At 62.2% G+C, this 24,991-nt stretch carries 23 protein-coding genes; 15 read left to right on the forward strand and 8 right to left on the reverse strand.

Going from position 1 to position 24,991, the window contains the following annotated elements; translation table 11 throughout:
- Positions 1-26: 26 nt before the first annotated feature.
- Both HMPREF9695_RS14220 and HMPREF9695_RS14225 read right to left on the reverse strand, forming a co-directional pair.
- Positions 27-1,979, reverse strand: a complete 1,953-nt coding sequence (locus HMPREF9695_RS14220; RefSeq protein ID WP_157223969.1) for an AI-2E family transporter — start codon at positions 1,977-1,979, stop codon at positions 27-29.
- A gap of 173 nt (positions 1,980-2,152) precedes the next feature.
- Positions 2,153-3,271 carry a cobalamin-independent methionine synthase II family protein gene (locus HMPREF9695_RS14225; protein WP_006021559.1) on the reverse strand — a complete coding sequence of 373 codons (1,119 nt, stop codon included), beginning with the start codon at positions 3,269-3,271 and terminating at the stop codon, positions 2,153-2,155.
- A 184-nt stretch (positions 3,272-3,455) separates the two neighbouring features.
- On the opposite strand from HMPREF9695_RS14225, the gene HMPREF9695_RS14230 reads away from it, so the two are divergent.
- Positions 3,456-3,914 (forward strand): baeRF12 domain-containing protein, encoded by a 459-nt coding sequence (locus tag HMPREF9695_RS14230; RefSeq protein ID WP_006021560.1) that lies wholly within the window; start codon positions 3,456-3,458, stop codon positions 3,912-3,914.
- Positions 3,915-3,917: 3 nt separating this feature from the next.
- On the opposite strand, the gene purU is transcribed toward HMPREF9695_RS14230, so the two are convergent.
- Positions 3,918-4,781, reverse strand: a complete 864-nt coding sequence (purU, locus tag HMPREF9695_RS14235) for a formyltetrahydrofolate deformylase (protein WP_006021561.1) — start codon at positions 4,779-4,781, stop codon at positions 3,918-3,920.
- Between the two features lie 424 nt (positions 4,782-5,205).
- Between purU and HMPREF9695_RS14240 the strand changes: the two genes are divergently transcribed.
- Positions 5,206-6,054, forward strand: a complete 849-nt coding sequence (locus HMPREF9695_RS14240; RefSeq protein WP_006021562.1) for a uroporphyrinogen-III synthase — start codon at positions 5,206-5,208, stop codon at positions 6,052-6,054.
- A gap of 180 nt (positions 6,055-6,234) precedes the next feature.
- Positions 6,235-8,700: a CaiB/BaiF CoA-transferase family protein gene (locus tag HMPREF9695_RS14245; protein WP_006021563.1), complete on the forward strand. Its 2,466-nt coding sequence runs from the start codon at positions 6,235-6,237 to the stop codon at positions 8,698-8,700.
- A 135-nt stretch (positions 8,701-8,835) separates the two neighbouring features.
- Here the strand turns inward: HMPREF9695_RS14245 and HMPREF9695_RS14250 are convergent, their stop codons facing one another.
- The 3 genes from HMPREF9695_RS14250 to HMPREF9695_RS26970 are packed head-to-tail and all read right to left on the reverse strand — an operon-like array spanning position 8,836 to position 9,928.
- Positions 8,836-9,285, reverse strand: a complete 450-nt coding sequence (locus HMPREF9695_RS14250; protein ID WP_041712804.1) for a secondary thiamine-phosphate synthase enzyme YjbQ — start codon at positions 9,283-9,285, stop codon at positions 8,836-8,838.
- A gap of 16 nt (positions 9,286-9,301) precedes the next feature.
- Positions 9,302-9,730 carry a DUF1810 domain-containing protein gene (locus tag HMPREF9695_RS14255; RefSeq protein ID WP_006021565.1) on the reverse strand — a complete coding sequence of 143 codons (429 nt, stop codon included), beginning with the start codon at positions 9,728-9,730 and terminating at the stop codon, positions 9,302-9,304.
- A 60-nt stretch (positions 9,731-9,790) separates the two neighbouring features.
- Positions 9,791-9,928 (reverse strand): hypothetical protein, encoded by a 138-nt coding sequence (locus tag HMPREF9695_RS26970; protein ID WP_245258796.1) that lies wholly within the window; start codon positions 9,926-9,928, stop codon positions 9,791-9,793.
- Here HMPREF9695_RS26970 and HMPREF9695_RS25835 point away from each other — a divergent pair.
- Entirely contained in the window at positions 9,864-10,106 is a 243-nt protein-coding gene (locus HMPREF9695_RS25835; protein WP_245258790.1) for a DUF3551 domain-containing protein, read from the forward strand. The two genes, HMPREF9695_RS26970 and HMPREF9695_RS25835, sit on opposite strands and share 65 nt — an antisense overlap.
- Before the next feature lie 27 nt (positions 10,107-10,133).
- Here HMPREF9695_RS25835 and fcl read toward each other — a convergent pair whose 3' ends face one another.
- A complete protein-coding gene (gene fcl, locus HMPREF9695_RS14260; RefSeq protein WP_006021567.1) occupies positions 10,134-11,078 on the reverse strand; it encodes a GDP-L-fucose synthase in 945 nt (314 codons plus the stop codon).
- A gap of 366 nt (positions 11,079-11,444) precedes the next feature.
- Between fcl and HMPREF9695_RS14265 the strand changes: the two genes are divergently transcribed.
- The 6 genes from HMPREF9695_RS14265 to HMPREF9695_RS14290 all read left to right on the forward strand — a co-directional run bounded on the left by HMPREF9695_RS14265 (position 11,445) and on the right by HMPREF9695_RS14290 (position 17,466).
- Positions 11,445-12,680, forward strand: a complete 1,236-nt coding sequence (locus HMPREF9695_RS14265; RefSeq protein ID WP_006021568.1) for a branched-chain amino acid ABC transporter substrate-binding protein — start codon at positions 11,445-11,447, stop codon at positions 12,678-12,680.
- 104 nt (positions 12,681-12,784) lie between these two features.
- Positions 12,785-13,732 (forward strand): branched-chain amino acid ABC transporter permease, encoded by a 948-nt coding sequence (locus HMPREF9695_RS14270; RefSeq protein WP_006021569.1) that lies wholly within the window; start codon positions 12,785-12,787, stop codon positions 13,730-13,732.
- Complete coding sequence (locus HMPREF9695_RS14275; protein ID WP_006021570.1) at positions 13,729-15,030, forward strand: branched-chain amino acid ABC transporter permease; 1,302 nt, start codon at positions 13,729-13,731, stop codon at positions 15,028-15,030. The genes HMPREF9695_RS14270 and HMPREF9695_RS14275 overlap by 4 nt, the downstream gene beginning before the upstream one ends.
- Positions 15,027-15,791, forward strand: coding sequence for an ABC transporter ATP-binding protein (locus HMPREF9695_RS14280; protein ID WP_006021571.1), 765 nt, complete (start codon positions 15,027-15,029; stop codon positions 15,789-15,791). Before HMPREF9695_RS14275 ends, HMPREF9695_RS14280 begins: the two co-directional genes overlap by 4 nt.
- Positions 15,791-16,486, forward strand: a complete 696-nt coding sequence (locus tag HMPREF9695_RS14285; RefSeq protein ID WP_006021572.1) for an ABC transporter ATP-binding protein — start codon at positions 15,791-15,793, stop codon at positions 16,484-16,486. Before HMPREF9695_RS14280 ends, HMPREF9695_RS14285 begins: the two co-directional genes overlap by 1 nt.
- 56 nt (positions 16,487-16,542) lie before the next feature.
- On the forward strand, positions 16,543-17,466 hold the full coding sequence (locus HMPREF9695_RS14290) for a cation diffusion facilitator family transporter (RefSeq protein ID WP_006021573.1): 924 nt from the start codon (positions 16,543-16,545) through the stop codon (positions 17,464-17,466).
- Between the two features lie 8 nt (positions 17,467-17,474).
- On the opposite strand, the gene HMPREF9695_RS14295 is transcribed toward HMPREF9695_RS14290, so the two are convergent.
- Positions 17,475-18,149: a Crp/Fnr family transcriptional regulator gene (locus HMPREF9695_RS14295; RefSeq protein ID WP_006021574.1), complete on the reverse strand. Its 675-nt coding sequence runs from the start codon at positions 18,147-18,149 to the stop codon at positions 17,475-17,477.
- 445 nt (positions 18,150-18,594) lie between these two features.
- Between HMPREF9695_RS14295 and HMPREF9695_RS14300 the strand changes: the two genes are divergently transcribed.
- The 5 genes from HMPREF9695_RS14300 to HMPREF9695_RS14325 all read left to right on the forward strand — a co-directional run bounded on the left by HMPREF9695_RS14300 (position 18,595) and on the right by HMPREF9695_RS14325 (position 24,976).
- Positions 18,595-19,416: an ABC transporter ATP-binding protein gene (locus HMPREF9695_RS14300; RefSeq protein WP_006021575.1), complete on the forward strand. Its 822-nt coding sequence runs from the start codon at positions 18,595-18,597 to the stop codon at positions 19,414-19,416.
- A complete protein-coding gene (locus HMPREF9695_RS14305) occupies positions 19,413-21,344 on the forward strand; it encodes a long-chain fatty acid--CoA ligase (RefSeq protein WP_006021576.1) in 1,932 nt (643 codons plus the stop codon). The genes HMPREF9695_RS14300 and HMPREF9695_RS14305 overlap by 4 nt, the downstream gene beginning before the upstream one ends.
- 130 nt (positions 21,345-21,474) lie before the next feature.
- Complete coding sequence (locus tag HMPREF9695_RS14310; RefSeq protein ID WP_024920803.1) at positions 21,475-22,368, forward strand: branched-chain amino acid ABC transporter permease; 894 nt, start codon at positions 21,475-21,477, stop codon at positions 22,366-22,368.
- Between the two features lie 196 nt (positions 22,369-22,564).
- Positions 22,565-23,638, forward strand: a complete 1,074-nt coding sequence (locus HMPREF9695_RS14320) for a branched-chain amino acid ABC transporter permease (RefSeq protein WP_006021579.1) — start codon at positions 22,565-22,567, stop codon at positions 23,636-23,638.
- A gap of 57 nt (positions 23,639-23,695) precedes the next feature.
- The gene (locus HMPREF9695_RS14325; protein ID WP_006021580.1) at positions 23,696-24,976 is read left to right on the forward strand and encodes an ABC transporter substrate-binding protein; all 1,281 of its coding nucleotides are present in this window, start codon (positions 23,696-23,698) and stop codon (positions 24,974-24,976) included.
- Positions 24,977-24,991 lie beyond the last annotated feature (15 nt).

Genomic DNA, 24,991 nt, shown 5'->3' on the forward strand with positions numbered 1-24,991 from the left:
CCTTCAACACGAAGCCTGCGTTGCTCTCAGCCGGCAACGCGAAGACCGACATCGCGAGGCGCAGCACCCTCTTCGTCCGTTTTGCTCCGCGGCTGCGCGAGGTCAAGGCAATACTTCGCGGCCGTGCTGAGACTCGTGGCGATCGCATCGGCCTGAACGGTATCTTTCGTTATGGCGGAGTTCTCGGCCATCCAGTAGCAGACGAGGATCTTGGCTTCGGGCATCTTGCGCCGCAGCTTGCGCACGACATGGCGCGTATAGGACGGACTTCCATCATCCAGCGCAGAGATACAGACAAGCGCGACGCCTTCGCCATCGAGGCGGAAAATTCCGCTGCTTGAGATGTCTTCCTTTTTTGCCACGCGCGCGCCAAGCCCGTGTTTCGACAGGATTTGCGTGAGTATCCGCGCGGCAGCTTCGTCGAGGTCCGTGCGCTCCGCGACGCACAGCACAGGATGCTCCGCCTGCCATGCGGCGGGGAGACCTTCGCGGATCACAAAGGGCAATTCGGGCATGGGCACCGATGCCTCGATCGCGGCTTCGGCTTCCGCATCAACCGTATTGCCCTCGCGCGCGTCATCGCGCTCGTCGGCCAGATCGTCGATCAATTCGATGACGCTGTCGCGAATTTCAGTAAGGCGGGCGACCGGCAGTCGATCCCGCTTCAGATCCTTCTGAGCGAGTTTCAGACCCTTCAGCGCGACCTCCTCGTAGTATTCCGAGAGCGTGCGTTCCTTCAGATATTCCTCGGCCTTCTCGACGGCTTCGCCGGGATCGTTGGCGAGCATGCGCTGGTAGAAAATCTCGGGAGGCGAGAGCGCCGGCCGATCTCCCAGCAAGATGTCGAAAAACTTCAGGCTTTCCACATGGTGACCCAGCACCACGAGGCATACCGTCATCGGCGTCGCCAGCACGAGACCAATCGGCCCCCACAGCGCGGTCCAGAATGTTGCCGATACCACCACCGCAAAGGGCGAGAGGCCGCTGCTGCGGCCGAACAGCATCGGCTCGATCACATGGCCCACCAGCACGTCGGTGATGATGATCAGCCCGACAGTCCATACCAGCATCGACCAGCCGGGATCGACGGCAATCGCGAGCGTGAGGGGAAAGAAGGCGGCCACGAATGCGCCGATATACGGCACAAAGCGCATGATGCCGGCAAGAATGCCCCAGAGAATTGCGCTCGGCACGCCGATAATGGAAAGACCTAGCCCGATTACGATGCCGAAGACCGTGTTCAATCCGAGTTGCGACAAAAACAGGCGGCTAAGGCGGCCTGTGGCATCGCTAATGGCGGACGTTGCGGCCTGCAGATCATTCGCCCCGGCAAGTTTGATCAAGCGATTTCGCAGATCCTCACGCTGAAAAAGAATGAACACGACGAAGATCACGACCACGCCAACCGTCGCCAACGGGTGCAGCAATGGCGAGATCAGCGATGCAATGTTTTCAAGCGCGGTTGGCGGCGGCGTCCGCACCTCGACCGGAATGGGCTTCGTTTGATCCGGCTGCGGGACCGGGCGTGGAGTTTCGACGCTATCGGCCTCGGGCCTGTTCAATTCCTTGCCGAGATCCTGCAAGACGCCCGCTGCGCGCTCCAGCGGACCCACCGATGTGACGCTGCGCAGCGATGAAATCTTACGCTGCATGGTCTGCTGATAGCCCGGCAAGCCTTCGGCCAGTTGCGTGAGCTGCGAAGCGATCACGCTCCCCAGAGCGAAGATCGCGAGAAAGGCTGCGACCACGACGATGGGCACCGCTGCACTGCGCGGCACGCGCCAGCTCTCGAGGCGCTCCACCAGCGGCGTCAAAACAAAGCTAAGAAGAATGGCAAGCGCAATGGGAACGAAGATTTCGCGGCCCACGTAGAGACCGGTGATGATGAGCGCGGCAATGATAGCGGAGGAGACGCCCGGCCCACGCGGCGCTGGAGTCACGTCCGGCCGCACAATCCTGTCAGCGATGTTCAATATCATGTTCCCTTGCCGCAAGCGGCGCATCTGCCCGCAGGTCAACGGCGCGCGGCCGAAAACGTTCCGGGAGAGCGGGCTGGACGTGTGGCGTGGGCGGCTCAGAGTGCGCCGTCTTCCGGCGAGGGGCGTGCGGACAGTCATTATATCGGCGTTAATGGCCTCAAGGGCCCCGCCCGTCAGGATGTGCCCCACACCTCGGTCGCGACATCGGCGACCAGGCGCAGTTTCGCCCATTGCTCGTCCTCGGTGAGGATGTTGCCCTCTTCCGTCGAGGCGAAGCCGCATTGCGGCGAAAGCGCAAGCTGCTCGAGCGGGACCAGCTTCGCCGCCTCCATCACGCGCTGCCGGATGTCGCTCCTGGGCTCCAGCGCGCCGGTCTTCGACGTGACAAGACCGAGCACGACGATCTTGTTGCCCTTGGGCAGGAAGCGCAGCGGCTCGAAGCCACCCGCGCGGTCGGTATCGTATTCGAGGAAATAGCCGTCGTAATTGACGCGCGACAGCAGCGTTTCGGCCACCGGCTCGTAACCGCCGGATGAAATCCAGGTCGAACGGAAATTGCCGCGGCAGACATGCGTGGTGATGGTCATGTCGGCGGGGCGCTCGGCAATCGCGTAGTTGATGACGCGCGCATAGACCGCCGGGAGCGCATCGGGGTCCTCGCCGCGCCCGCGCAGCTTTGCCCGCTGGTCCTCGGAGCAGAGATAGCCCCACACCGTGTCGTCGAATTGCAGATAGCGGCAGCCCGCATCGTAGAACGCCTGCACGGCCTTGCGATAGGTCTTCGCCAGATCGATGAAGAAGTCATCGATCTGCGGATAGGCCTCCTGCGAAATTGCGCTCCGGCCGCCGCGATAATGCAGCAGCGACGGCGATGGAATCGTCATCTTCGGCAGAATGCCGGCGAGATCGCACTTGTCCGTGAGCAGCTTGAAATGCCCGATCATCGGATGGCTGGCCGGGAAATCCAGCTTGCCGGTGACGCGGATGCTTTCGCCGCGCGTCGTCATCCCGTTGAACTGGATGCCGTCGGTCTTGTGAAGCTCGCAGCCGGCAAGGTGCTTCAGAAAATCGAAATGCCACCACGAGCGGCGAAGCTCGCCGTCGGTCGCGAGCCGCAGACCGCTCTGCTTCTGCTTCTGAACGATCTTGCCGATTTCGAGCGACTCGACGCGCTGCAATTCGGCGGCCGTGATCTCGCCGCGGGCGAACCGTGCGCGCGCATCCTTGACCCGTTGCGGCCGCAGCAGGCTGCCGACATGGTCAGCGCGAAACGGCGGCTTCGGCCTTTGCATCATGTTCTCCGCGTCGACTCATGCGCCTCTTTTTGCAGCGCTCACTACCACAATCGGGTTATCAAGACCGAGCAACTTTTCCGCATTGCGGCCAGCCCCCTCCATTCCGATGATACCGCGGGGCCGCCCGCAGGAACGAAACCCGGACGGAATGGTTGGTTTCCGAGGCATGGGAGACTTCCACATGACCAAATCCGACTTCCTTCGCATTCCTCACAACGCGTACGTCATTGTGGGCGATGGCCGCAAAGCCCTTTTCCTGCGCAACGAAGGCAACGGAGCCGTGCCCCGTCTGAAAACCGAGCAGGTTTTTCAGAACGACAATCCGCCGACGCGCGACCAGGGATCCGGCCCGCCGGGGCGCAGTTTCCAGAGCGTCGGCAGCAGCCGCAGCTCGGTCGAACAGACCGACTGGCATGAGATCGGGGAGCAGCGATTTGCCCGAACCATTGCGGACGCGCTGGAGGCTCTGGCGCGTGATCGCGACATCCCGGGCTTCGTCATCGTTGCCCCGCCGCGCGCACTTGCGGATTTGCGCCGCGCACTCGACGCCCATGTGAGAGCCCGCATCATCGCCGAAATCGACAAGGATCTGACCAGCCATCCGCTCGCAGACATCGAGCGGCACCTGACGGCGGCATAGCAATCAGTCCGTGAACACCACGGTCTTGCGCCCGTTGAGGATCACGCGGTCTTCAAGGTGATAGCGGATCGCGCGGGCGAGCACGCGGCGCTCGATGTCCGCGCCCTTGCGGACAAGGTCTTCCGGCGAGTCGCGGTGGCTGATGCGCTCGATGTCCTGTTCGATGATCGGGCCTTCGTCGAGATCGCTGGTGACGTAATGCGCGGTTGCGCCGATCAATTTGACCCCGCGCTCATGCGCCTGATGGTAGGGCTTGGCGCCCTTGAATCCCGGCAGGAACGAGTGGTGAATGTTGATGCAGCGGCCCGACAGCTTGCCCGCGAAATCCTCCGACAGCACCTGCATGTAGCGCGCAAGCACCACGAGATCGGTCTTGGTGTCCTGGATGATTTTCCAGACCGCGCCTTCCTGCTCGTCCTTGGTCGCGCGCGTCACCGGCAAATGATGAAACGGGATGCCTGCGAAATCGAGCCCGGCATAGGTTTCCAGCGGATGGTTCGAGACGATCGCGGTCGGGGTCATCGGCAGTTCGCCGCGCCGCCAGCGATAGAGAATATCGGCAAGGCAGTGATCGAACTTCGACACCATCAGCATCACACGCTGCTGCACGGCGCGGTCGCGCAACTGCCAGACCATGTCGAATGGCTTCGCCATTACGCCGAACCCGGCCTGAAGCGTCGGCAGATCGGCCTTCGCGGCGGGCGAATCGAAGCTCACCCGCATGAAGAACCTGCCGGTCTCGATGTCGCTGTATTGCTGCGCGTCGAGAATGTTCTGCCCGTTGGCGAACAGGAAGGTGGAGACCGCCGACACGATGCCGGGACGGTCCGGGCAGGACAGGGTCAGGACGAATTGCTGTGCGGACATGGGGGACAAATCTTGGGAAACACGATCTGGAGGGGCGGAATGTGGCCCCTCCTCTAGCACCCGCGCCGAACTTTGGCCAATGGTGGTGATCGCGGCAGAACAGGAATCGCGCCACACATTCGATGTCGTCCCCGCGAAAGCGGGGACCCATACGGCCGAGTGCGAGAACAAAGCGCCGTCATCCTGAGGTGCGAGCGCTTACGAGCCTCGAAGGATGATGGCGCGATCCGTATTTGTTCCACGCATCCTTCGAGGCTCGCCGCAAAAGATGCGGCTTGCACCTCAGGATGACGCGATATCACGGTCATGGGTCCCCGCTTTCGCGGGGACGACAGCTATTTTATCGCCCCAAACAGCTTTCACCCGATCTGCCATCGTCCTAAATTGAAGTCCTACGCGCGACTTTTGTCGACGAAAGGTCCATATGCTCGGCAGGCTTGAAGGTTACCGCATCCTGATTCTGGAAACGCGCGAGGAAGCGCAGTTTTCGCGCCTGCTTCAGGAACAGGGCGCCGACGTGCTGCAATGCCCGATGTTCACCATTCATGACGCGCCGGACCCTGCCCCGGTCGAGGCATGGATACGGCTGTTCATCGACAGGCCATTCGACGATCTGGTGCTGATGACCGGCGAAGGGCTCCGCCGCATGATGAAGGTCGCGCGGCGCATCGGCGTCGATCAGGATTTCATCGCGGCCATTGCGAAATCGAAACGATATGCGCGCGGCCCGAAGCCGGTGCGCGCGCTGCGCGAGATCGGCCTTGAAGCAAATCTGCAGACCGAGACGCCGACGTCGGAAGGCGTCGCCGCCATGCTGGCGCAGCAGGACCTGAAAGGTCACCGCGTCGGGCTTCAGCTTTATCCGGACAAGGATCACAGCAAGCTGATCGGCGCTATCACCTCATACGGCGCGACCGTCGAAACCGTGCTGCCCTACATCTATGACGCACAGGCCGCCGACACCAACATCGTGGAAGCCATTGGCGAGATGGCGGAGCGCCGCGTCGATGCCATCGCGCTCACGAGTTCCGGTCAGGTGCGCCGCCTGATCGACGTGGCGCGCGCGCACAACTGCGAAGACAAGCTGCGCGCAGGACTTGCGCAGACACCGGTGGCGTCTGTCGGCCCCGTGGTGTCGGATGAGCTGAAAGCCTACGGCTTGCACACCGACATCTATCCCGCCAATGAGTCGTTCTTCATGAAGCCGCTGATCAGCGCGATGGCGCTTGAACTCAACAAGACGCCGCCGCGGGCGGCGAAGAACAACGGATAATCCGAAAACTCTGTTGCAGGCGCGTCATTGCGAGAAGCGTGAGCGACGAAGCAATTCAGCTTGTTGCTCAAGAATGGATTGCTTCGCTTCGCTCGCAATGACAACAAAACCTCCGATTGAGCTTTTCACCAAGATCAGGCACCCTGCAAAAAAACAAAGCCAATAAAAGACAGGGATCAAATGTCCTCTCTCCCCCTCTCCTCCCTCCGCATCGTTGAACTCGGATCGGGCGATACGCTCGGCTATTGCGGCAAGCTGTTTGCGGATTTCGGCGCGGAGGTCATCAAGATCGAGCCGCAGGGCGGCGATCCGGGCCGCCGCATTCCGCCGCTGGCCGACGTGGGCGAAGGCAAGCGCGAGAGCCTCACCTTCGCGTGGCTGAACACCAACAAGAAAAGTATCATCGCCGATCCGGAAACGGCCGACGGTGCGAGCCGGATTCTCGACCTGCTCGCCGGCGCCGATCTGCTGCTGGATGCGCGGCATCCCGACGAGATCAAGGCATCGCTGATCTCGCACGACCGCCTGCGCAAGGGCGATCCCGGACTCGCGATCACCGCGATCTCATGGTTCGGCGAACACGGCCCCTATCGCAATTATCTCGCCACCGATTCCGTGTGCCGCAGCCTCGCTGGGCTGGTGAAGCTGGTCGGCCCGGTCGAGGGCCCGCCCGTGCTGCCGCGTGACGGACAGATCGGCGTGGTCGGCGGACTGACCGCGTTCATTCCAACCCTCGCCGGACTTTACGGCTACGGACATGGCGCGCGCCGCTTCGCCGTCAATAATCTGGAGGCGATGCTGCATATTAGCGAGTTCGACACCGGACTTGCGCTTGAGTCAGGCTTCACGCGTCCGCGCGCCGGCATCAACCGGTTCGGCCGCGGCTATCCGTCTGGCAACTTCGTCACCAAGCATGGCTGGCTCGGCGTCACGGTCGTCACGCCCGCGCAGTGGGTTGGATTCTGCACCATGCTCGACATGCCCGAGCTTGGCGCCGATCCGAAATATTCCGCGACCATCGGCCGCTTCATGCATGCGGACGAACTCAAGGCGATCATCACACCGGCGCTGCTGAAGAAGACCGCGCTCGAATGGTTCGAGATGGGCATCGAGCTTCGGCTTCCGCTCGCCGTGGTGCCCGACATGAAGGAACTCCTCGAACAGGATGTGTATCGCGTGCGCGGCGCATTCGGAGCGGTCGAGATCGGCACGGCGTCGTTCGAGGGCCCGGTGCTGCCGCAATATCTGACACGCTCGCGGCCGAAACCCAATGGCCGCGCGCCGCTGGCCGGGGCGGACGACAAGGCCGCCCTGCCCGCGCATCGGCGCAAGGCGACGCGCGCCGCGACACCACAGGATGCGCTGCCGCTGAAGGGCCTGCGCATCATCGATCTCACCATGGGCTGGGCCGGGCCGACCGCGACGCGCCAGATGGGCGATCTCGGCGCGGACATTATTAAAGTGGAGTCCTGCCAGTATCCGGACTGGTTCCGCGGCACCGACACGCGCCCGCCCTATCATGAGGAGCGGACCTACGAGAAGACCTACTGGTTCCAGATGAACAACCGCAACAAGCGCGGCATCACGCTGGACCTGACCACAGAAGCCGGTCTCTCGTTGCTCAAGCGCCTGATGAAGGACGCCGATGCAGTGATCGACAATTACGCCGCCGATGTGATGCCGCGCCTCGGCCTCGGTGTCGAAGACATTCTCAAGATCAATCCGCGTCTTGTGGTCGTGACCATGCCCGCCTTCGGCATGACGGGAAAGTGGAGCGGCGTGCGCGCCTATGGCTCGACACTCGAACAGGCATCGGGTTTGCCATCGGTCACCGGCGGCCCGGACGATCCGCCGGTGATGCTGCATGCGGCGATCGGCGATCCCATCGGCGGCCTGAATGCTGCCGCCGCTTTGCTGCTGGGCTTCATGCAGCAGCGGAAAACCGGCGAAGGCCAGCACATCGATCTCAGCCAGGTCGAGTGCATGCTACCGATGGTCGCTCCGTCGATTCTTGAGCAGTCAGCCACCGGCGCGACGAGCCCGCGTATCGGCAACCGCCATCCGCAATATGTGCCGAACGGATGCTTTCCCACCCTCGGCATCGATCAGTGGATCACGATCGCGGTGCGCAGCGATGACGAGTGGAAAGCGCTCTGCGGCGTGATGCGGCGCGCGGATCTGGCAGCCAACGCCGAACTCGCCACCGCCGAAGGTCGGCGCGAACACGAAGATTCCATCGAGGTCGCGATCCGGCACTGGCTCGCCGACGTGCGCCCCGATATCGCGATGGTGACATTGCAGAAGGCCGGCATTCCCGCAGGCATCGCCAAGCTGCCGCAGGATCTCGCCAGCGATCCGCATCTGCTCAAGACCGGACACTGGCAGCCGAGCGACCGGCCCTTCATGGGTCCGCACCTGTTGCCGTCGGTCGCCTATCGCGAGGGCGACAGCGAGTTGCCCTACGCCATCGTGAACGTGGCGCCGACGCTCGGCCAGCACAATCACGAGGTGCTGCGCGAGGTGCTGGGACTGAGCGATGCCGAGATCGCCGAGCTGGAGCGCAGCGACATCATCGGCACCGAGGCGACCTTGCCGAAACCGAAGACAAAAAAGAGCGACGGCAAGACCGCAAGTGCGGCGAGTTAATTCCTCAAGCACGTCATTCCGGACAGGACGCGCAGCGGACTGATCCGGAATCCAGAAGAGTTCATCGGAAGCAACTTCGGGATCCCGGGCTCGCTCGCAAGTGCGAGCGCCCCGGAATGACGGTGATGATACTCTCTAGCTTCCCATAAACTGCATCACCACCTCGCGGCTGTGCGGCCGCGTGCGGTGTTCGATCAGATAGATCGCCTGCCAGGTGCCGAGCGCCAGTGCGCCGTCGAGTACCGGGATTTGCAGGCTGACCGAGGTCAGCATGGTCTTGATATGCGCGGGCATGTCGTCCGGCCCCTCGACGGTGTGACGCCAGCCGCCATCGGCGGGCGCGAGCCGCCGCAGCGATGTCATCAGATCCGCCAGCACATCGGGATCGGCATTCTCCTGAACGGTCAGAGATGCAGACGTATGCCGGATGAACAGGCTGATGGCTCCCGTCGTGCCGCCGGTCTGCTGCAGGAACTGGGCGACCTGCGCCGTGATGTCGATGAAGCCCTCGCCCTTCGTCGGCACGGTCAGCACCGCGCTGGCGATGGTCTCGACGCCGGTTGAGAGAACGGGTGTTTGCTTCATGCCTGTTTTCTTTGCTTCATGGATGCTCAAGCCGCGCGAGTGTCGCCTCATCGAATTCGCCATCGTAGTATTTTTGCAGGGCCGTGACGAAATCTGTGTTGTCGGGCGTCACGTTGGCGAACAGCGTCATCGACGATTTGAACTTCATGTCGTCGGGCGAACCCAAAATCGCGTGGATATCTTTTCCCACAACGGTGTTCACCAGCCGCGTGCATTCGCGCAGCCGCGGACCGAGCACCGGATGCTCCAGATACGCCACCGCTTCTGCGCGCGAACCGATGGCATACCTTTGCGCCATCGCGCTATGCCCAAGACCTTCGATCTGCGGGAAGATGAACCACATCCAGTGGCTTTGTTTCCGGCCAGCACGCAGCTCCGATACCACGCGCGGATATACCGGCGCCTGCGCCGCCATGAACCGCTCAAGATCGAAATCATCGTTCATCGGCTGTTCCCGTGCCGGATGCGCCAAGGATATTGCGGAACCTAGACCTGGCCGGAGGGGTTATTCCTGAACAGCACGGGAGGTTCCCATGAAGCTCATCTCCGCGGTCCTGGTCGCCATCGGCGGTGTCGCGATCCCCGCAGCCTGCCTCGCCTCGCCACTTGTCGGCGCGACGTCGCCATCAACTGCGTCAGCCAATGATAAGGCCTTCTGCATCCGGACAAAGGGGGACGTTAGCCGTCCGGGCGAGTGCCTGTTTGCGTCCTATAGTGAGTGCAAGCAATCGGGCGCTGCGGTCTTTGCCGAATGTTATCGAAACCCGCGCTCGGCAAACGCCAGACAGATGCGCAAAGACCCCGCACCGTCATCGCGGTAGGTCCGGAATGCTTTCGCCGTCACAGCGTTACCGCTGTTCCTTGAGGAACGCGGCATAGGCGCGCTTCATGCCCTCGTCGAGCGAGGTCGTGGCGCGCCAGCCGAAATTGGCGAGCTTGCTCACGTCGAGCAGCTTGCGCGGGGTGCCGTCCGGCTTCGACGTATCGAACACGATCTTGCCGGTATAACCGACGGTCCGGGCGACGACGTGCGCGAAATCGGCGATGGAAATATCTTCTCCCGAGCCGACATTGATGAGACCGCTCTCGGAATAATTTTTCATCAGATGGATCGACGCGTCGGCCATGTCGTCGACATAGAGAAACTCGCGCCGCGGGGTACCGGTGCCCCACACCACGACCTCCGCCGCGCCGGTTTCCTTCGCTTCGTGAAAGCGGCGGATCAGCGCTGCGACAACGTGGCTGTATTCAGGATGATAGTTGTCGCCGGGACCGTAAAGATTGGTCGGCATGATGCTGATGAAGTCGCTGCCGTACTGGCTGCGATAGGCCTCCGCCATCTTGACGCCGGCGATCTTGGCGATCGCATACGGCTCGTTGGTCGGCTCCAGCGTATCGGTCAGCAGCGAATCCTCGCGCAGCGGCTGCGGCGCCAGTTTCGGATAGATGCAGGAAGAGCCGAGAAACAGCAGCTTCTCGACGCCCTGCACATGCGCCGCATGGATGACGTTGGTCGCGATCAGGAGGTTCTCATAGATGAACTCGGCGCGCAGGGTGTTGTTGGCGACGATGCCGCCGACCTTCGCGGCGGCGTGCAATACAACCTGCGGGCGCATCGCCGCGAACCACCTGTTGACGGCGGCCTGATCGAGCAGATCGAGTTCACTGCGCGAAGCGGTGAGGATTTCGACGTTCTCGCGCGCAAGCCGGCGCACCAGGGCGCCACCGACCATCCCCCGATGGCCTGCCACAAAGACGCGCTTGCCCTTCAGATCAAACGGCAACGCGGCCATCGGCAACCCCAAAACGCGACCCGGCCGGCCGCAACTCTTTCATCAATGCTGGCATACAAAATCCCGGCTGCGCGAATTACCAAAAAGCAGTTCGGCGGAAAATACAACTGTCACCGAGCGCGATCGTGCACATGTTGGTCGCGGACGCCGGACGGATGGTTTCGGGGGCTTTATCACACGCGCGCCGGGACCGGCAAATTAAGCATTCCCCATCCTGCCCAAGACCGGGGCTTGCGGCCTGCGGGCCCTTGGACCACAATCCGTTCCACGAAATGGCCGCGGACGGCACCAGATCAAGATCCTGCGATCAAGATCTTGGCCGTCCATCAAACAGGCCGTTCTCAAAGAGAATTCAGGGAGATGAAAATGCGTAAAATGATGATGGCTGCGGCAGTCGCGCTTCCCATGCTGGGCGGAGCGGCGATGGCGCAGGAGACTGTAAAAATCGGCTATATCGACCCGCTCTCGGGCGGCGGCGCCAGCGTCGGCGAAGTCGGCCTCAAGACCTTTCAGTATCTGGCCGATGAACTGAACGCCAAGGGCGGCATTCTCGGCAAGAAGGTCGAAATCGTTCCGCTCGACAACAAGACCAACCCGCAGGAAAGCTTGATCCAGGCCCAGAAGGCCATCGACTCCGGCGTGCGTTACCTCACCCAGGGCAACGGCTCTTCCGTGGCCGGCGCGCTGAGTGACTTCGTCACCAAGTACAACGAACGCAACCCCGGCAAGGAAGTGCTCTACTTCAACTACGCCGCGGTGGACCCCATTCTCACCAACGACAAGTGCAGCTTTGCGCACTTCCGCTGGGACGCGAATTCCGACATCAAGATGGAAGCCCTCACCAACTACATGAAGGGCGTTCCCTCCATCAAGAAGCTGTATCTCATCAATCAGGATTATTCGTTCGGCGAATCCGTGCGCACCACGGCGCGTGCGATGCTGAAAGAAAAGCGTCCTGACATCGAGATCGTCGGCGACGAAAAGCACCCGCTGCTGAAGATCACCGACTTCGCGCCTTACATTGCGAAGATCAAGGCGTCAGGCGCCGACACCGTGATCACCGGCAACTGGGGCCAGGACTTCGCACTGCTGCTGAAGGCCGCGGCTGACGCGGGCCTCAAGGTTGGCTGGTACACCTACTACGCAGGCGGCGCCGGTGGCCCGACCGCGATCAAGCAGGGCAACCTCAACGATCAGGTGTTCACGATCGTCGAAGGCTACGCCAACATCGACCACAAGGAATCGATCGAGTTCGAGAAGGCGTTCCGCGCCAAGTACGCTGGCCAGACCTTCTGGTATCCGCGCGCAGCGAACGAAATGCGGATGTTCGCGGCGGCGGCCGAGAAGGCCAAATCGCTTGAGCCCGTGAAGGTCGCTGCGGCCCTCGAAGGCCTGGAATTCGAGGTCTTCACCGGCGGCAAGGGCGTCATGCGCAAGGACGATCACCAGTTCTTCCAGCCGATGTACGTCGCCCAGTTCGGCGAGTTGAAGAACAAGGAGCCGTTCGACGAAGAGAAGACCGGCTGGGGCTGGAAGGGTGTCGCCAAGATTGATACCGACAAGACCATCCTGCCGACCACCTGCAAGATGACCCGCCCATAAGAGGTCACTGCAAGCTGGCTTCTTTCGCCAACTAGTTGTGTTCGCCCCGGCGCCTGCCGGGGTGAACACGGGACCTTCATGTATCCGGGGGGAGTGCTGGGGTCGTGCTCGAGCTTATCGTCATATCCACGTTGAACAGCGTCCTGTTCGGGATGCTGCTGTTCCTGATGGCCAGCGGCCTGACGGTCATCTTCAGCATGCTCGGCGTGCTGAACTTCGCGCACGCAAGCTTCTATATGCTCGGCGCATTCTTCGGATTTCAGATCAGCCGGTGGTTCGGGTTCTGGCCTGCCCTGCTGATCGCACCGATCCTCGCGGGCATCATCGGCGCGGGCGTCGAGCGCTACGGCTTGCGCCAGGTTCACCGCAACGGCCATGTCGCCGAACTGCTGTTCACCTTCGGCCTCGCATTCGCGATCGAGGAAGTGGTGCAAATCATCTGGGGCAAGAGCCCGGTCGATTTCCGCGTGCCTCCGCTGCTCGATTTCCCGGCCTTCACGATCTTCTCGACCAACTACCCCGCCTACAAGATGTTCATGCTGCTGGTGTCGATCGCCATCTTTATCGCGCTGCTGGTCGTACTGAAGCGGACGCGGGTCGGCATGATCGTTCAGGCCGCCCTCACCCATCCGCACATGGTCGGCCATCTCGGCCACAATGTCGGACGCATCTTCATGATGGTGTTCGGCGTCGGCACCGCGCTCGCCGCAGTCGCCGGCGTCATCGCAGGCCCCGCGCTGGTCACCCAGTCGAACATGGCCGGTCTTCTCGGACCCATCCTGTTCGTGGTCGTGGTGGTCGGCGGGCTCGGCTCGCTGCCGGGCGCATTCATCGCCTCCCTTCTGATCGGCTTCGTGCAGACCTTCGCGGTCTCGATGAACGGATCGCTCTCGGAAGTGTTCGGTCCGCTAAGCCCTGCCTATGCATCAACATGGCTGGCTGACATCTGGAACGTCACTGTGGCGCAGATCGCGCCGATCATGCCCTATGTGCTGCTGGTGCTGATCCTCGCGCTCCGTCCGATGGGTCTTTTGGGGACGCGTGAAACATGAGCAACATCACCTCACGCGCCGCGCCGCCGCCACCGACCGCTGCCGACAATCTCAAGTTCTACGGGCTGTGGGCCGCTGTCGCGATCTTCCTGCTCGTGCTGCCCAAGGTCTTCGGCTCCGGCGGCGCCCTGACGACATTCAGCCTGATCGGCATCTCGATCATCTTCGCGCTGTCCTACAATATCCTGCTCGGCCAGACCGGCATGCTGTCGTTCGGCCACGCGGTCTATTACGGCCTCGGCGGCTTCCTGGTCATTCACGCCATCAACATCATCGGCGCCAACAAGTGGGCGATCCCGCTGCCGCTGGTGCCCCTGATCGGCGGACTCACGGGCCTTGTGTTCGCGATCCTGCTCGGCTGGGTGTCGACACAACGCTCAGGCACTGCATTCGCCATGATCTCGCTCGGGGTCGCCGAACTGGTCGCCTCTTCCGCGCTGATCCTGCGGACGTTCTTCGGAGGCGAAGCCGGCATCTCGGCCAACCGCACCAAGCTGCTGAGCTTCTTCGGCTGGAACTTCGGCCCGCAAATCCAGATCTACTATCTGGTGGCGGCCTGGACGCTGATCTGCATGATCGCGATGTATGCGCTGACCCGCACGCCGCTGGGACGGATGTGCAACGCGGTTCGCGACAACCCGGAACGCGTGCAGTTCGTCGGCTACGATCCGCATGTGGTCCGCTATATCGCGTTCTGCTTCTCAGGCTTCTTTGCCGGCATCGCAGGGTCGCTCGCCGCCATCAACTTCGAGATCGCGAACTCCGCCTATCTCGGCGCGGTACAGTCCGGCACGGTGCTGTTCGCGGCCTATATCGGCGGCATCGGGTTCTTCATCGGCCCGATCGTCGGCGCGATCTTCGTCACGATTCTCTCGCTCGGCCTGAGCGACCTGACGACGGTGTGGCAGCTCTACTTCGGCCTGTTCTTCATCGCGGTGGTGATGTACGCGCCCGGCGGCATCACCGGCCTTTTGATGATGCATCGCCCGCTCATCAGGGGCGGCACGCTCGGCAGCGTGCTGCCGTCCTATGCCGTGGCGCTGGTCCCCACGCTTGCGCTGATGATCGGACTGATGCTCGGGATCGAATGTATCGTGCACTACACGATGAATCCGATGGATGATCCGAACATCAAGGCGTTCGGCATTCCGTTCAATGCCGCAAGCCCGCTGACATGGGCCACGTCGGTGATCCTGATCGTCGGCGGCTTCTTCATCTCGCGGATGACATGGAAGCGGGTCGCGGTGGCCTGGGACGAGGCGCTGACCGTAGCACGTGCGAAGGAGTTGGCAGCATGACCTCGGACGTGAAGCCCAACGCCATCGAAATCCGCGACGTTCAGAAGAGCTTCGGCATCACCAAGGTGATCCGCGACCTCAACCTGAAAGTGGCCCAGGGCGAACGCCATGCCCTGATCGGCCCGAACGGCGCCGGCAAATCGACCACGTTCAATCTCATCAGCGGCTACATGGCCCCGACCAGCGGCGAAGTCCTGATGCGCGGCGAAACCATCTCGGGCCTGCCGCCCTACCAGATCAACCGCCGCGGCCTGTCGCGCAGCTTCCAGGTCACCAACGTCTTCGCCAACATGACGGTGTGGGAAAACCTGCGCTGCGCCGTGCTGTGGGCCACGGGACATAAATACGCGTTCTGGAAAAGCGTCGACAAACTGCCGGAAGTGCGCGAGCGCACCGCGCAGATTCTGGAAGACATCAGCCTCACATCGCGGCGCGACATCCCGGCCGGTCTTCTGACCTATGCGGAACAGCGCGCGCTGGAAATCGGCATCACGATCGCGGGCGGCGCCGATGTCATCCTGCTGGACGAGCCGACCGCGGGCATGAGCCATGCCGAGACCGAGCGTGCGGTGGATCTGATCCGCCGCCTCACCGTCGGCAAGACTCTGCTGATCGTCGAGCACGACATGAGCGTGGTGTTCGGCCTCGCCGACCGCATCTCGGTGCTGGTCTACGGCCATATCATCGCATCCGGAACGCCTGAGGAAATCCGTAACAGTCCGAAGGTCAAGGAAGCCTATCTGGGCGAGGAAGCTGCGTGATGTTGGAAGTCCAGGATCTGCACGCCTATTACGGCAAAAGCCACATCCTTCAGGGCGTCGATATGCATATCGGTGCCGGCGAGGTCGTCAGCCTGCTCGGGCGCAACGGCGTCGGGCGCTCGACCACGGTCAAGGCGATCATGGGCGAAGTGCCCCCGCACGGCACCATCAAGTTCAAGGGCCAGGACATCGCCGGTCTGCCGAACTACAAGATCGCGCATCTCGGGCTCGGCTACGTGCCGGAGCATCGCGACATCTTCCCCGGCCTCACCGTGCGGCAGAACCTGCTGCTCGGGATCAAGGACACCAAGCGTCCGGGCAAGTGGAAGCTCGAGGACATGCTCGAGATGTTCCCGAACCTCAAGGCGCGCGCCGATACGGCCGCAGGCGTGCTGTCCGGCGGCGAAAAGCAGATGCTGACCATCTGCCGGACGCTGATGGGCGATCCCGAACTCATCATGATCGACGAGCCGACCGAAGGGCTGGCGCCGCTGATCGTGCAGCAGGTCGGCGACCTGATCGCGGAAATCGCCAAGCGCGGCGTGGCGATCCTTCTCGTCGAGCAGAAGCTGTCCATCGCCATGCGGATCTCTCACCGGCTCTATGTGATGGGCCATGGACGGATCGTGTTCGAGGGCACCCCGGCCGAGCTCAAGGCCAACCAGGCCGTCCGCAAGGAATGGCTGGAAGTGTGATACCCTCCGCTCCGCGATGGAGACCTTGACGTCGCGGTAGTGCCGGATGCGTTCGCATGACCGAACAAAGTGTTCTGCGCCTGTCGATCGCCGTGACCCTGGCTCTCGCAGGGATGGGAATTCTGTTCGGCCTTCTGTCAGGCTCCTACGCCATTGTTTTCGACGGCGTCTATGCGCTGATCGACGCTGTCATGACCATCCTCGCCCTGCTGGTCGCCAACCTGATCGCGGCATCGACACGGGAAGGCGGCTCCAAATCCCGGCTCATCGAACAGTTCACCATGGGCTTCTGGCATCTGGAGCCGATGGTCCTCGGTCTGAACGGCATTCTGCTGATGGGCGCGGCGATCTACGCGCTGATCAACGCCATCGGCAGCCTGCTGACCGGCGGGCGCGAACTCGCCTTCGATCAGGCGATCATCTACGCGGTGGTAATCACCCTCGCCGCGGTCGGCATGGCGGTCTTCGATGCGCGGGCCAACCGGACCATCAAATCCAATTTCGTGGCGCTGGACGCCAAGGCCTGGATGATGTCGGCGGCGCTGACCGCCGCGCTGCTCGTTGCCTTCATCTTCGGCTACATGATTCAGGGCACCAGCCTGAAATGGCTGTCGCCCTATATCGACCCTGCTGCGCTGGCGATCGTCTGCCTGATCGTGATTCCGATTCCGATCGGCACGGTGCGTCAGGCGCTGGCCGACGCCCTGCTGGTCACGCCGCCCGATCTCATGCAGCACGTCGAGGCCATCGCCAAGCAAATCGTGCTGCGTTATCAATTCCTGTCATACCGCGCCTATGTTGCGCGGGTCGGCCGCGGCCGCCAGATCGAGCTCTACTTCATCGTTCCCGTCGGCTTGCCGCCAAAGCGGCTCGAGGAATGGGACAAGATCCGCGACGAGATTGGCGAGGCCATCGGCAACGACACGCCGGACCGCTGGCTGTCCATCGTGTTCACAACTGATCTGGGATGGGCTGAGTAGGTCCTCGCCTACTCTCCGTACCCGCGCAGTTTTTCCAGATCGACCACCGTGACTCCGCCGTATTCGAGCCGCAGCAGCCCTTCTTTCTCCAGCGTCTTGAGGCATTGATTGGCGTTCTGCCGCGAGATGCCGGAAATCGCGCCGAGCTCTTCCTGCGTGATGTCGAGATGGCGCGAGTGGTCCGGATACAGGATCGGATTGAACAGCGAAGCGATGGAGCGCGCGAGACGGGCTTTCGCATCCAGCATCCGGCCGTATTCGACCAGACCCATGAACTGGCCGAGGCGCTCATTCAATAACCCGACCAGGAAGCGATTGAAGGCCACGCTGTTCTCGAACAGCCAGAAGAAGGTCGCGCGATCCATCAGTGCGAGGCGGGTATCGCGCAGGGCCACCGCGTCATAACGCCTCGCCTCGTTCTTCAGGACGGTCCCCTCGCCGAACCACGCGCCGTTGGTCATGCCGGTGAAACTGACGGCCTTGCCGTCACGCGACCCGGTTCCGATCCGCACCAGCCCGGTGACCACACCCATCCAGTATTCAAAATGATCGCCGCGCATGCAGATGAATTCGTTCGCGCCGAACGTCTTCTCGATCACGCCGGCGCGCGCGACTTCGATTTCCCGCTCATTCAGGCCGCGCGACCAGACCGCAATGCGCTTGAGGTATTCCGCAGAAACCATGCTGTCCCGATCGCCCCTCGCGTCATGCTGCGACGCAGTAATCCGTCTTTTGGTATACCGCGCACGCAGCGAAATTGCCCAATGAATTGTCAGGCACAAGACATTTCGATGTCACGGATTGCCGTAAGGACGGCTACGGCAAATGCGCCTCGTCATCCAGTTCTGGCGGCGCAAAACATCCCAGTGGAGTGGATTTGACATTCGCGGACCGCCAGCAGCGCGCTCTCAAGCGAATGTCAAATCCAAAACTCCACTGGAAACTTAGATTTGCTAGTGGTCCTTTGGTTCTAACATTCGCAGAAATGCCTGCCGAAACGGGATGCGAATGTTAGAACCGGACCACTAGAGTAGAATGGCTTGCCTGGGCCCCCCGGTATAGGATCGGGCCCATGGTGTCGAACCATAGATAAAGAGCGCGCCAAGCGCCGTATCTGGGAGGAATTGAGTGGCTTACGCATTGGAGGTGCGGGGGGTCTCACTGCGGTTCGGCGGCGTGCGCGCCCTGACCGATGTGAGCTTCGGCGTCAACGAAGGCGAACTGTTTTCGATCATCGGCCCCAACGGCGCCGGCAAGACCTCGATCGTCAACTGCGTCTCCGGCCGCTACACCCCGACGGAAGGACAGCTTTTCTATCAGGGCCGCGACATTACGGGGCTGAAGCCGAATGCGCGCGCCGCGCTCGGCATCGGACGCACGTTCCAGAATCTCGCCCTGTTCCACCACATGACCGTGCTCGACAACATCATGGTCGGGCGGCATCACCTCCTGAAAAACAATTTCATCACAGGCTCGCTCTACTGGCTGACCGGCGCACGGCGCGAGGAACTCGAACACCGCCGCAAGGTGGAAGAGATCATCGACTTCCTCGATCTGCAGTCGGTGCGCAAGGCGACTGCGGGAACCCTCTCCTATGGCCTGCGCAAGCGCGTCGAACTCGCGCGCGCCATGGCACTGGAGCCCAAACTCATTCTTCTCGACGAGCCGATGGCCGGCATGAACTTCGAGGAGAAGGAGGACATGGCCCGCTACATCGTCGATCTCAATGAAGAGTACGGGATGACGGTGATGATGATCGAGCATGACATGGGCGTGGTGATGGATATTTCCCATCGCGTCACCGTGCTGGATTTCGGGCGCAAGATCGCCGAAGGCCTGCCTGCCGACGTGCTGGACGATCCGCATGTGCGCAAGGCCTATCTCGGCGAGGAAGACGAAGTCCTCGACGTCCTCGACGACACCAATCCTGTCGCGGAGGCCACGGCATGATGGATTATGCAGGCCGCGTCGCACAGGCCGACACCTACCCCAAGATGCTGCGGCTGAATGCGTCGGAGCACGGCAACGAGATCGCGTTGCGTGAAAAGGACTTCGGTCTCTGGCGCGTCTTCACCTGGAACGACTATCAGAACCGCGTGCGTGATTTCACGCTGGGCATGGTCGAGCTCGGCATCAAGCGCGGCGACGTGATCGGCATTATCGGTGACAACCGGCCGGACTGGGTCGCAGCCGAAATCGCCGCCCACGCCGTCGGCGGCATGTCGCTCGGCATGTACCGCGAGTCGCTGCCCGAGGAAGTGCTGTATCTGCTGACTTACGGCGAAACCAAGATCGTCTTCGCCGAGGACGAAGAGCAGGTCGACAAGCTGCTCGAACTTGGCGACCGCGCGCCGCACCTCAAGCACATCGTCTATTCCGATCCGCGCGGAATGCGCAAATACAGCGATCCACGCCTGCTCGACGCTGACAAGCTGGCGAAGATGGGCCGCGACCGCGCCGCGCGCGAGCCGCAGCTTTACGATCAACTGGTGGACGCGACCAAAGGCGATGACGTCGCCATTCTCTGCACGACATCGGGCACCACGTCGAACCCCAAGCTCGCCATGCTGGCGGCGGGCCGCGTGCTCAGCCACTGCGCGAACTATCTCGCCTTCGATCCCAAAGGCCCGGACGACGAATACGTCTCGGTGCTGCCGCTGCCATGGATCATGGAGCAGGTCTACGCGCTCGGCAAAGGTCTGCTCTCGCGGATGAAGGTCAACTTCGTCGAAGAGCCGGACACGATGATGAACGACTTCCGCGAGATCGCGCCGACCTTCGTGCTGTTCGCGCCGCGCATCTGGGAAGCCATTGCCGCCGATGTCCGCGCCCGCGTGATGGACGCGTCGCCGCTCAAGCAGCGGCTTTACGATGTCGGCATGAAAGCGGGCCTTGCCGCGCTGGCCGACGGCAAGCATTCCGCTCTGGCAGACACCCTGCTGTTCCGCGCGCTGCGCGACCGTCTCGGCTTTTCGCGGCTGCGCTCGGCGGCGACCGGCGGCGCGGCGCTCGGCCCGGACACCTTCAAGTTCTTCCGCGCCATGGGCGTGCCGCTGCGCACGCTCTACGGTCAGACCGAAACGCTGGGCGCTTTCACGCTGCACAAGCCCGACGAGGTCGATCCCGACACCACCGGTGTGTCGATGGCTGACAGCATCGAGATCGAAATCCGCGATCCCGACATCAACGGCGTCGGCGAGATCGTGGTGCGCCATCCGAACATGTTCTCCGGCTATTACAAGAACGAAGCCGCGACCGCCGTCGATATGCGCGACGGCTGGATGCATTCCGGCGACGCCGGCTACTTCAACAAGGCGAAGCAGCTTGTGGTCATCGACCGCATCAAGGATCTGGCGCAGACCTCGCGCGGCGACCGCTTTTCGCCGCAATACATCGAGAACAAGCTGAAGTTCTCGCCCTATGTCGCCGAAGCCGTGGTGCTGGGCGACGGGCGCGACTATCTCGCGGCGATGCTCTGCATCCGCTTCTCCATCGTCTCGAAGTGGGCGGAAAAGAACCGGTTGTCCTTCACCACCTACACCGACCTCTCCTCGCGGCCCGAGACCTATGAGCTGCTGCGCAAGGAGGTCGAAGCGGTCAACGCCACGCTGCCGCCGGCGCAGCGCATTTCCAAGTTCCTGCTGCTCTACAAGGAACTCGATGCCGACGACGGCGAACTGACCCGCACCAGAAAAGTGCGCCGCACCGTCATCAACGAAAAGTATGGCGACATCATCAACGCCATCTACGGCGACAGACCCGACATCGACATCGACACCGTGATCCGCTTCCAGGACGGCACCACGCAGCGCATCCGCTGCACCCTGCCGGTGATCGACCTCGGAACACGAAACAAGACGGCGGAGGCGGCCGAGTGAAGCAGCGACATTACACTCCAATGTCATGGCCGGACTTGTTCCAGCCATCCCGACATCGTTGGCACCGCATTTCAGTTATCGGGATCACCGGGACAAGCCCGGTGATGACAGCAATCCGGGCCTCGACCTCATGAACACCCAGCTCCTCATCCAGCTTCTCATCAACGGCCTGGTGGTTGGCACGCTTTACGGCGTCGTCGCAATGTCGTTCGTGCTGATCTACAAGGCCACGCAGGTGGTGAACTTCGCGCAAGGCGAGCTGCTGCTGATCGGCGCATGGGTGTGCTGGTGGCTGCTGACCAAATATCAGGTGCCGTTCTATCTCGGCATGCCGATCACGCTGGTGTTCATGTTCCTGTTCGGCATCGCGATCCAGCTCGTGATCCTGCGCCCGATGATCGGCGAGCCGATCATTTCGGTGATCATGGTGACCATCGCGCTGTCCACGGTGTTTTCCGCGCTGATGAAATGGATGTTCGGCGTCAACCTGCAGCCGTTCCCGCCGGTCTTCCATACCAAGCTCATCAACATCTTCGGGCTGCAGGTGCAGACCGTCTACCTCCTCAGCCTTGCGGTGTCGGTGGCGATGATGGGCGGCATGGCCTGGTTCTTCAAGGTCTCGAAGTATGGCCTCGCCATGCGCGCGACAGCCTTCAACCAGCAGGTCGCGCAGTCGCTCGGCATCTCGGTGAAAAGCGTGTTCGCGATGGCCTGGGCAATTTCCGCCACGGTGTCCGCAGTGGCCGGCGTCGTCGTCGCCGTCGTCAACGGCGTGTCGGCCGGCCTTGCCGCCTACGGCATCAAGGTGTTCCCGGCGGCGATCCTCGGCGGCCTCGACAGTGTCGGCGGCGCTGTGATCGGCGGCATCATCATCGGGCTGCTCGAGAACCTCGCGCACTTCGTCGACAGCGAATACCTGCACTGGGGCAATCTGTTCGAGATCGCGCCGTTCTATGCCCTCATCATCATCCTCATGATCAAGCCTTATGGCCTGTTCGGCACCAAAGACATCGAGCGGATCTGATCATGAGGATGGCACACGTAACATTTAAGGTCTGCCACCGGCTCGATTTACCCCCTCTCCCCGTGGGGGAGAGGGTTGGGGTGAGGGGGTTACATGCCTCCGCAACGCGCGCCCCGTCCCCCCTCACCCGCCGCGCTTCGCGCGTCGACCTCTCCCCCGTGGGGAGAGGTGAAAACAAGTTCGAGCGTATCTGATCATGGCAGGCCAGACCCTTCTCCCCGCAGGCGACTACCGCACCACGTACGCGGCCGACACAACCGTGTTTCCGACCACGACCAGCCGAAACATGATGATCCTCGGCATCGTGCTGATCTGCTTTGCGCCTTATGTGCTGAATGAGTATTCGCTCAGCCTGCTGATCCAGATCGGCATCTTCGGCATCGCCGCGCTCGGCCTCAACATCGTGGTCGGCTTCACGGGACAGATTTCCATCGGCCACGCCGCGTTCTTCGGCTTCGGCGCATTCACTTCGGCCTATGTGTCGAGCAAGCTTCACGTGCCGGTGTTCTTCGCCATTCCGCTATCGGGCGTGGTCACGGCGCTGGTCGGCCTGATCTTCGGCCTCCCCGCCGCGCGGCTCAAAGGCCTCTATCTGGCAATCGCAACGCTGGCGGCGCAGTTCATCCTGCTCGATTTCTTCTCACGCGCCGAGTGGTTCACCGGCGGCAGCGTTCCGGCCCATGCGGATGCGTTCTCGATCTTCGGCAAGACCCTGCGCGGCGACCGTCAGTATTTCTATGTGGTGCTCGCCTACGTGATCGTGTGCTATCTGCTCGTCACAAACCTGATGCGGACGCGTGACGGGCGGGCGCTGGTCGCGGTGCGCGATCATTACCTGTCCGCCGAAATCATGGGCATCAACCTCACCAAATACCGAACACTGTCATTCGGACTGGCTGCATTTTTCGCCGGCGTCGGCGGCGCGCTTTACGCGCATTATAATCAAGTCGTCTCCAACGAAGGTTTCGGCATCGACCGCTCGATCATCTTCCTCGCCATGATCATCATCGGCGGCATCGGCTCGATCATGGGCACGCTGCTCGGCACCGCCTTCATGGTGCTGCTGCCGGAATCGATGGAGTGGATCAGCGCCGCGCTCAGCGGCAGCGCGATCGATCACGCGCTGGGACTGAAGAACAACATCGCTTTCTTGCGCGAGATGGCCATCGGCGTCATCATCATCGTCTTTTTGATCTTCGAGCCGGATGGGCTTGCTCACCGGTGGCGGCAAATAAAGGCTTACTGGAAACTCTACCCGTTCTCGCATTGAGGTCGGAACGGGACAGACAATAAGAAGACCTCGAGAGGAAACCGGAGGATTACGCTTATGATGACGAAAACCTTTCTGAGCACTGCTGCTCTGGCGGTGATGCTTGGCGGCTCATCTGCTCTGGCGCAGGCACCGATCTCGCTGGGCCACCTTGCCGATTATTCCGGCGCGACATCCGACGTCGGCACGCCATTCGGACAGGGCGTCGCCGATGCATTCGCCTATGTGAACAAGAACGGCGGCATCAACGGCAAGCCGGTGAATGTCGACACCGTCGACTACGGCTATCAGGTGCCGCGCGCGATTGCGCAGTACAAAAAGTGGTCGGGCGGCGAAAAGGTTGCGGCCATTCTCGGATGGGGCACGGCTGATACCGAAGCTCTCACCGGCTTCCTGTCCGAAGACAAGATCCCCGATATCTCGGGTTCGTACTCGGCGGCGCTCTCCGATCCGACCGGCGCAGGCGGCAAGGGCAAGGCCGCTCCCTACAATTTCTTCTACGGTCCAAGCTATTCCGACGCGCTGCGCGGCATGCTGACCTGGGCCGCCGAAGACTGGAAGTCCAAGGGCAAGCCCGGCAAGCCGAAGTATGTCCACATGGGCGCGAACCATCCGTATCCGAACGCGCCGAAGGCTGCGGGTGAAGCGCTTGCCGCCGAACTCGGCTTCGACGTGCTGCCGGCGATCGTGTTCGCGCTCACGCCGGGCGACTACAGCGCGCAGTGTCTGACGTTGAAGAGCTCGGGCGCCAACTACGCCTATCTCGGCAACACCGCAGGCTCCAACATCTCCGTGCTCAATGCCTGCAAGGCAGCCGGCACCGACGTGCAGTTCATGGGCAACGTCTGGGGCATGGACGAGAACGCCGCGAAGGCCGCAGGCGCTGCCGCCGACGGCGTGGTGTTCCCGCTGCGCACCGCTGTCGCCTGGGGCGGCAATGCTCCCGGCATGAAGCTGGTGCAGGACATCTCCAAGATGTCGGACGCTGCGGGCACGGCCTATCGTCCCGTGCACTACGTCGCGGGCGTCTGCACCGCGCTCTACATGAAGGAAGCCGTCGAGTGGGCTGCCAAGAACGGCGGCGCGGTCGGCGAGAACGTCAAGAAGGGCTTCTACCAGAAGAAGGATTGGGTGCCGGCCGGAATGGAAGGCGTCTGCAATCCCTCGACCTGGACCGAGAAGGACCATCGCCCGACGCTGAAGGTCGACATCTATCGCATGAAGGTGTCCGGCGCGACCGACGCTTCGGTTGCCGATCTCGTCAAGGCCGGCACCATCAAGCTCGAGAAGGTGAAGACCGTCGACCTGCCGCGCAAGCCGGAATGGCTCGGCTGGTAAGCACTGCTCCCTCTC

Source organism: Afipia broomeae ATCC 49717, assembly GCF_000314675.2.
Lineage (GTDB): Bacteria > Pseudomonadota > Alphaproteobacteria > Rhizobiales > Xanthobacteraceae > Afipia > Afipia broomeae.